Genomic DNA, 8251 nt, shown 5'->3' with positions numbered 1-8251 from the left:
CAGGGTATCTAATCCTGTTTGCTCCCCACGCTTTCGCATCTGAGTGTCAGTATCTGTCCAGGGGGCCGCCTTCGCCACTGGTATTCCTTCAGATCTCTACGCATTTCACCGCTACACCTGAAATTCTACCCCCCTCTACAGTACTCTAGTTCACCAGTTTCAAATGCAGTTCCGAGGTTGAGCCCCGGGCTTTCACATCTGACTTAATGAACCACCTGCATGCGCTTTACGCCCAGTAATTCCGATTAACGCTCGCACCCTACGTATTACCGCGGCTGCTGGCACGGAGTTAGCCGGTGCTTCTTCTGTTGCTAACGTCAAGAGATGCAGCTATTAACTACACCCCCTTCCTCACAACTGAAAGTACTTTACAACCCGAAGGCCTTCTTCATACACGCGGCATGGCTGCATCAGGCTTTCGCCCATTGTGCAATATTCCCCACTGCTGCCTCCCGTAGGAGTCTGGACCGTGTCTCAGTTCCAGTGTGGCTGATCATCCTCTCAGACCAGCTAGGGATCGTCGCCTTGGTGAGCCATTACCTCACCAACTAGCTAATCCCACCTAGGCATATCTTGACGCGAGAGGCCCGAAGGTCCCCCTCTTTGGCCCGTAGGCATATACGCCATAATCGGTAGCAATCCAATGGTTATCCCCCACATCAAGGCAATTTCCTAGGCATTACTCACCCGTCCGCCGCTCGACGCCCATTAACGCACCCGAAGGATTGTTAGTGTCGTTTCCGCTCGACTTGCATGTGTTAGGCCTGCCGCCAGCGTTCAATCTGAGCCATGATCAAACTCTTCAATTTAAGATTTTGTCGGCTCAATGAATACTGACTTCAAAACTACAAAAAGTAATTCTAAAGCTATTATCTTTCCAACAGAAAGATAATGAATTGACTGTGCCAAATACCTTCTTTCTACAAGAGAAAGTAGTTATTTGTATTGGTCACTCAGTTCATTGAAACCAAAGTTGATTCCGAAGAATCTGTTTTATCTAACGATAAAACGTTTTGATATTCATCAACGAGTGCCCACACAGATTGATAGGTTTAAATTGTTAAAGAGCTTCTCTTCGTTGTGACTTGCATCACTTCGGAAGAGGCGGCCATTCTAGCGACTTAATTCTCAGTGTCAAACACTTATTTGGAATTAATTTCTACTTTCTAAAAGTAGGAGCGAATAATCACTCAAAGCTAGTTGCCTTTACTAACATTCTGCGCTGAAGCCTTGTGGCGTCTACCGTGTCAGTGAGGCGGCATTATAGAGATGCCGCTCTTATTGGCAAGCATTAAATGTGTTTTTTATTGAAAAAAGAGGTTAAGCGGAGATATTTCAACCAAGGGCTTATTTATACCATTTTCACCCCAAGTTTCGAACAAATTACCCACAACACCTTGTGGGTAACTACTCCCCGTTATCAAAAAAATAAGATAAACGAGCTCTTGGGTTTAGATACTCTCTCACTTGTTCCGGTAATTTACTTGGATGAACGGCATTGACGATTTTTATCTCTTTAATAAAGAGGTCAATAATCGGGGCTTGGGTTCTTGGCACGCTAGGATCATAGATAAGTACATTTGGATAAAGCATATGTTTCGCGTTAACGGATATCACAACCCCAATCGAATCATTTGAAAGCTGTACTACGGTTCCTGGTGGGTAGACTCCCATGAACTTAACTAATAGCCCCAAGTTATCTTGGCTATATAAATGCTTGCAGCTTTTATATAAATGGGACAGTGCCAGATACGGGATCATTTGTTGATATTGCGTTTTACCATGGCAAAGGTTATCAAATGCATTAGCCACTGCGACTATCTTGGCAAATTCATCTATCTCATCTTCTTTTAAGCCTTCGGGATAACCAGAACCATCATTCATCTCATGATGTTGAGCAATCACCTTTTTGGCCCTTTCAGGAAAGTCATCAATTGTTGAAACAATATCTGCACCATATTTAGTGTGAAGCTTTAAGTAGTTCTCTTCTGGTACCGTAAGCGCACTCTGCTTTCTTAATATAGCGACTGGTATTTTGATTTTGCCTACATCGTGGAACAACGCTGCGAAGGAAAGATCTTTTAATTGCTGCGTATTGTAACCTTTAGCTTTACCTATCATCAGCGCGACAACAGAAACATTCAATGTATGAAAGTAGATGTCTTCAAAATCAGCTTTAGCATTCATAAGGTGTAATGTGACGTTATCATCGCTTACTAATGTTTCGACAATGTCATCAACCAGAGCTTTTACCTCCCCTACTGCATCTAAAGGTCGGTTACGGATCTTGGTCATCACAGAGCGCATTCGGGCCAGCGAACGTTCGAACTCTTTCTCGCAATGACTCACTCTGCGACGATAAGAGCTTAAAGTTTCGATACGTTCATGCTTATCTTTCCACATTCTTTCCGCTTCAAGGCTTACTTGTAAATCAGTATCGGCTTCTTGCTCAATCACATGGTTAGCAGGTAGAGGGGATGTATCGCTTTGATTCAAGTTTATATAGACGTGCTTAATCCCAAGATGTCGAATTACCTTTACTTGGGCGTCATCTTTGATTTTAAAACTGTTGAATAAAAATGGGTGTTCATTCCATTTTACGGGGAGTCGTATATGCAGACCGGGCTGAATGCGATCTACGGTAATCTTTATGCTGCCCATTTTTATATATAATATTGATTAATAATCTCTATTTATAATTCTAATAAAACCAAGCAGCAATTTCACTATCCAATTTCACAGGTTCAATTTAAAGAATCGCAATGCACCATCCAGCGTATTCCAAACTTATCTTCAACCTTACCAAACCGAGCGCCCCAAAAAGTATCCGCTAACGGCGTCATTACTCGTCCATCTTGCTTTAGCTTTTCAAAGATCTGTTCTTGGGTCGCGGTATCATCTGTAACAAGAGAAAGTGCTAGGTTGTTCCCTTCTAGCTCTTTTGCCTTAACACCATCAGACATCATCAGCTTCATACCAAATGCTTCGAACTCAGCATGCATGACCCAATCAGGTTGAGCTCCCTCTATTACTTGTGGTGCATCACTAAAAAGTTGCTTCGATAAAACCACACCGCCGAAACACTTATGATAAAAATCCAACGCTTCACTACAACGACCGTCAAAAAACAAGTAAGGGGTTACTGTCAGCATATCTCTCTCCTCTGTTATTTACTTAAACATAGACAATAGAAGAAGGAATGACAGGTAACAGTATGATTTAAGATGATTAATTTATTAGGAAATGAAATTACGAAGTGAAACTGCGAGATTTAGGAATGAAACAGCAAGATCTGACTGATTGGACAAGCATTCCTGCCGCTACCGCGAAGGCAACGCTTTCCAGACTCCAGATACAACAAACCCCCAACTTTCGTTGAGGCTCTATCTTAAAATATGGTACCGGTTTAGGCGGACCGATTGGACAGGCATTCCTCCCGCTACCGCGAGGCAACGTTTTCCATACTCAAGATACAACAAAGCCCCGACCATTTCTGATCAGGGCTTTATCTAAATATGGTACCGGTAGGCGGACTTGAACCGCCACGCCCGAAGGCAACGGATTTTGAATCCGTCGTGTATACCAATTTCACCATACCGGCATTATCTTGGGGCATTGCCCTTTCGATGTTTGGCATTATACGTATGCGAACTGATGTGGCAAGTATAAAAACTTGAATTCATGTGTGTTTGCCGATAATTTCGCCACTAAGTCATAAGCTGTGCGTCATGTCTCTTTTCAGGCTAAGCCTTAAACTATATTCTGACGCCTCAATTTTTAAAGAAGTAATAACACATGACATCAACAAACACTCTGCCACCAGCAGGAGTCATGCGCCGATTTGGTGCCTTGTTCTATGACGCTCTGATCGTAATCGCTATTGAAATGTTGGCGGCTGGCGTCATTGTCGCTCTACTGCACGCGCTCATGGCTCTCGGCATATTTAACCACAGCGGTTATGCCGATGTTAGTGACTTCTTAACCAACCATCCGATTTGGAGCCCTGCATACACCTTTTACTTAGTGGCCGTTTGGGTCTATTTCTTTGTATTTTTCTGGACTAGAGCTGGTCAAACTCTCGGTATGAGAGCTTGGAAACTGCGCGTTCAAAACAAAGATGGCTCAGCTATCACAGTAACTCAGGCGCTAATTCGCTTAGGTACTTCAGGTTTTGGATTGGCAAACCTATGTGTGCCATTCGATCCTCAAAAACGTGGCTTTCACGATATCTGGGCAAAGACCGAAGTCGTTGTGTTACCACAAGCAAGATAGCGTGATTTAAGTTAGCTCCAATCAAGATCAAAAAAGGAAGGCGTTATGCCTTCCTTTTTTCTATTTACAGTTTTCGCCTCAAGAGCATGATGGCAATTCCAAGGAACACCACGCTCGGGGCGATTGCGCCAAAGGCGGGCGGTATCTGATAAACCAAACTCACAGGGCCAAAAAACTCACTGGATATATAGAAGGTAAAGCCAGCAATAACACCTGACAGTATTCTCGCCCCCATGGTCACACTACGCAAAGGACCAAAGATAAACGACAGTGCCATCAGCATCATAACCGCGATCGAAATTGGCTGAGTTATCTTCCTCCACAATGCCAGTTCATAACGTGATGCATCTTGCTCCGACGCTTTAAGGTAGGAAACATAATCATACAAACCACTTAAAGAGAGCTCTTCTGGCTTAACCGTTACAATCGCAAGCTTATCTGGAGCAAGTGATGTCTTCCATGAGTATGTCGGTAGACTTTCTTTGGTAATTTGAAGTTCGTTTTCAAAAGACGTTATCTCGACATCCTTCATCGTCCACACGTTATCTCCAACGTAATCAACTTCGTCAGAGTAAATAGCGGTCTTAAGTGCCTTATTTTCATCAAAGCGCCACATGTTCATTCCATATAGCTTCTGATCATCGATTTTGACAATGAAGATGAAGTCATTCGCATCACGAGCCCACACACCACTTTGCGTCGAGATAATATTACCACCAGCAATGGAAATAGTTCTTAAATCACGAGCCATTTTCTGCGCTTGCGGTGCGCCCCACTGACCAAGTAGTGTCACCACGATCATCAGTGGAATAGCGGTTTTAAGTACCGATAGGCCGATATCTAACTTAGAGAAACCAGCGGCCTGCATAACTACCAGCTCAGAACTCGCAGCAAGCATACCAAGCCCAATCAAGGCGCCAAGCAATGCAGCCATTGGAAAGAACATTTCGATATCACGAGGGATACTCAGTAAAACAAAGTACAGCGCTTGTAATAGATCGTATGTACCACGGCCAACTTTTCTCAGCTGTTCTACATACTTGATGATCCCAGAGAGACCAACAAACGTCACCAATACCAGTGACGTCGTTGCGATGATGGTTCTGCCTATATATAAATCGAGAATCTTAAACACGGCTTAAGCCAACCTCTTATTCTTGAATTTTTCTTTCAAACGCCTTACTGGCACGCTATCCATAAAGTTTGCACCAATCGCGACAAATAACAACAACGCATTGATTGGCCACATGCCGATTACCGCAGGAATGCTTCCCTCTTCAATTGAAGATTTAGTTGCACTGATTGCTAAGAAATAGGTGAGATAAATCAGTATTGCTGGGCCGATTTTCGCAAAACGACCTTGGCGAGGGTTTACCGCAGACAGCGGCACGACAAGCATGGTCAACAATGGAATACAAAGTACCAAAGAAATACGCCATTGCAATTCAGCTTTCGCGCTATTATTCGGGTTACCGATAAGGTCAAGTGTCGGGATAGCTTCCCAGTCTCGACCTTTCTTCTCAACTTCACGTTGACCGATCAGGCCTTCGTATTCTTCAAAGTGTGTCACCATATAATCAAGGCGTGTAGGCACACCTTCATGACGAGTGCCATCGTACATCACGATAACTTGGCGACCATCGCTGAGTTCTTTTACATCTCCCGACTTCGAGAACATCACACTTGGCAGTACTGAGTCACGTGGGCGCATTTGAGCAACGAACACATTTTCTAATTTATTGCCGTCAATATCATCGATAAACACCACAGAAGAACCATCCGGCGTGCCTTCAAACTTACCTTTTGGTAGCAAATCAACGCTGTTCTCTGCGGCTACTTCTTCATACATTTGTTCAACTTTGTCTTGTGACCAAGGAGACAACCAAAATGAGTTAAAAGCGGCAACCGTTGCGGTAATTAAAGCTAAGTAAAGTGCAGATTGAATCAGGAATTTATTACCAATACCGGTGGCGTTCATCACCACAATTTCACTTTCGGCGTAAAGGCGGCCAAAAGTCAGCAAAATACCAATATAAATACTGAGAGGAAGCATCAATAGGCCCATCGCTGGCATATTTAAGCCAACAATCGACAATATAAGACTCGCGGGGATATCACCATCAGAGGCGTCCGCTAAAACACTGATGAATTTTTGGCTGAGAAACACGAGAAAGAGAACAAAAAAGATCGCAAATTGGCTCTTGATTGTCTCGCGGATCAAATATCTAACAATAATCACGCTCAAATTACCTATACAAAACTTGTTTTTTTGATTGAATCACTATAATTTCCCGTTGAACCTTTTATTTTTTTAAATTTTTAGCTAAGTGTTAGCGTTCTTCTTTAAGGTTAGTTCCATTATAGGATCCAACAAGTAAGAACCCATTATCTAACATTTAGTTCGATTTGTCTTCAGGATGTAGGAGTACGCATGGAGTTCAGTGTAAAAAGTGGCAGCCCAGAGAAACAGCGCAGCGCATGTATCGTTGTCGGTGTATTCGAACCGCGCCGCCTTTCTCCAGTAGCCGAGCAATTAGATAAGATTAGCGATGGCTACATTAGTTCACTGCTTCGTCGCGGTGATCTAGAGGGTAAACCTGGCCAGATGCTACTACTGCATCAAGTACCTGGTGTACTTTCAGAACGTGTTCTACTGGTAGGCTGTGGTAAAGAACGTGAGCTAGGCGAGCGTCAATACAAAGAAATTATCCAAAAAACCATCAGCACACTAAACGAAACAGGTTCTATGGAAGCAGTATGTTTCCTTACAGAACTTCACGTTAAAGGTCGCGACACTTATTGGAAAGTTCGCCAAGCAGTAGAAGCGACTAAAGATGGCCTTTACACATTCGACCAATTCAAGAGCAACAAACCAGAGACTCGTCGCCCACTACGTAAATTGGTATTCAACGTACCAACACGCCGCGAATTGAGCCTGGGTGAGAAAGCTATTTCTCACGGCCTTGCTATTGCTTCAGGTGTAAAAGCGTCTAAAGATTTAGGCAACATGCCACCAAACATCGCAAACCCTGCTTATCTTGCTTCTCAAGCTCGTCGCTTAGCTGACGATTACGAGACAGTGAAGACTAAGATCATTGGCGAAGAAGAGATGGAAAAACTGGGTATGACATCATACCTAGCTGTAGGCCGTGGCTCTAAAAATGAATCTATGATGTCTATCATGGAATACAAAGGCGCTCCGGATCCAGATGCGAAGCCGATTGTATTAGTCGGTAAAGGTCTGACTTTCGATTCAGGCGGCATCTCGCTTAAGCCTGGTGAAGGTATGGATGAGATGAAGTACGACATGTGTGGTGCGGCGTCAGTATTCGGTACAATGAAAGCATTGGCTAAACTGAACTTACCTATTAACGTGGTTGGTATCCTAGCAGGTTGTGAAAACATGCCAGGCAGCAATGCTTACCGTCCAGGTGATATCCTAACGACAATGTCAGGCCAAACGGTTGAAGTACTAAACACTGATGCTGAAGGTCGCTTGGTTCTATGTGATGCTCTAACTTACGTTGAGCGTTTTGAACCAGATTGTGTTGTCGATGTTGCTACGCTAACTGGCGCATGTGTTATCGCTCTAGGTCACCACATCAGTGGCGTTCTATCGAACCACAACCCGCTTTCTCACGAACTTGTTAATGCTTCTGAGCAAGCAAGTGACCGAGCATGGCGTCTACCTATGGCAGACGAGTACCATGAGCAGCTAAACAGCCCGTTCGCTGATATGGCGAACATCGGCGGCCGTCCTGGCGGCACAATTACTGCTGGTTGCTTCCTGTCTAAATTCACTAAGAAGTACCACTGGGCACACATCGATAGTGCTGGTACAGCTTGGAAGTCAGGCGCAGCGAAAGGCTCGACAGGTCGTCCTGTCTCAATGCTAGTCCAATTCTTATTGAACCGCAGCGGCCAAGAGACTGAAGAGCAATCTTCAAAATAATAAAAAGGGCCTACGGGCCCTTTTTTA

Annotated in this window: 6 protein-coding genes, 1 tRNA gene and 1 rRNA gene; 2 read left to right on the top strand and 6 right to left on the bottom strand. The window is 43.9% G+C overall.

Annotation, left to right across the window (positions count from 1 at the left end):
• From CWO27_RS20290 to CWO27_RS20275, 4 genes are all read right to left on the bottom strand, one after another.
• A 16S ribosomal RNA gene (locus CWO27_RS20290) occupies positions 1-809 on the bottom strand; the annotation flags it as partial.
• Positions 810-1407: 598 nt separating this feature from the next.
• A complete protein-coding gene (locus CWO27_RS20285; RefSeq protein ID WP_102431394.1) occupies positions 1408-2661 on the bottom strand; it encodes an HD-GYP domain-containing protein in 1254 nt (417 codons plus the stop codon).
• 83 nt (positions 2662-2744) lie between these two features.
• Positions 2745-3152 carry a VOC family protein gene (locus CWO27_RS20280; RefSeq protein ID WP_102431395.1) on the bottom strand — a complete coding sequence of 136 codons (408 nt, stop codon included), beginning with the start codon at positions 3150-3152 and terminating at the stop codon, positions 2745-2747.
• A gap of 364 nt (positions 3153-3516) precedes the next feature.
• Positions 3517-3601 (bottom strand) — tRNA-Leu (locus tag CWO27_RS20275).
• A 194-nt stretch (positions 3602-3795) separates the two neighbouring features.
• Here CWO27_RS20275 and CWO27_RS20270 point away from each other — a divergent pair.
• Positions 3796-4272 (top strand): RDD family protein, encoded by a 477-nt coding sequence (locus CWO27_RS20270; RefSeq protein WP_048659251.1) that lies wholly within the window; start codon positions 3796-3798, stop codon positions 4270-4272.
• 64 nt (positions 4273-4336) lie between these two features.
• Here CWO27_RS20270 and lptG read toward each other — a convergent pair whose 3' ends face one another.
• Both lptG and lptF read right to left on the bottom strand, forming a co-directional pair.
• A complete protein-coding gene (gene lptG, locus CWO27_RS20265; protein WP_048659252.1) occupies positions 4337-5407 on the bottom strand; it encodes an LPS export ABC transporter permease LptG in 1071 nt (356 codons plus the stop codon).
• Positions 5408-5410: 3 nt separating this feature from the next.
• A complete protein-coding gene (lptF, locus tag CWO27_RS20260) occupies positions 5411-6511 on the bottom strand; it encodes an LPS export ABC transporter permease LptF (RefSeq protein ID WP_048659253.1) in 1101 nt (366 codons plus the stop codon).
• A gap of 192 nt (positions 6512-6703) precedes the next feature.
• On the opposite strand from lptF, the gene pepA reads away from it, so the two are divergent.
• Entirely contained in the window at positions 6704-8224 is a 1521-nt protein-coding gene (gene pepA, locus CWO27_RS20255; RefSeq protein ID WP_017058936.1) for a leucyl aminopeptidase, read from the top strand.
• Positions 8225-8251 lie beyond the last annotated feature (27 nt).

The organism is Vibrio sp. 10N.286.51.C3 (genome assembly GCF_003050065.1).
GTDB lineage: Bacteria > Pseudomonadota > Gammaproteobacteria > Enterobacterales > Vibrionaceae > Vibrio > Vibrio crassostreae.
The sequence above is the reverse complement of the archived record's forward strand: the minus strand, read 5'-3'. Positions and strand labels throughout refer to the sequence as shown.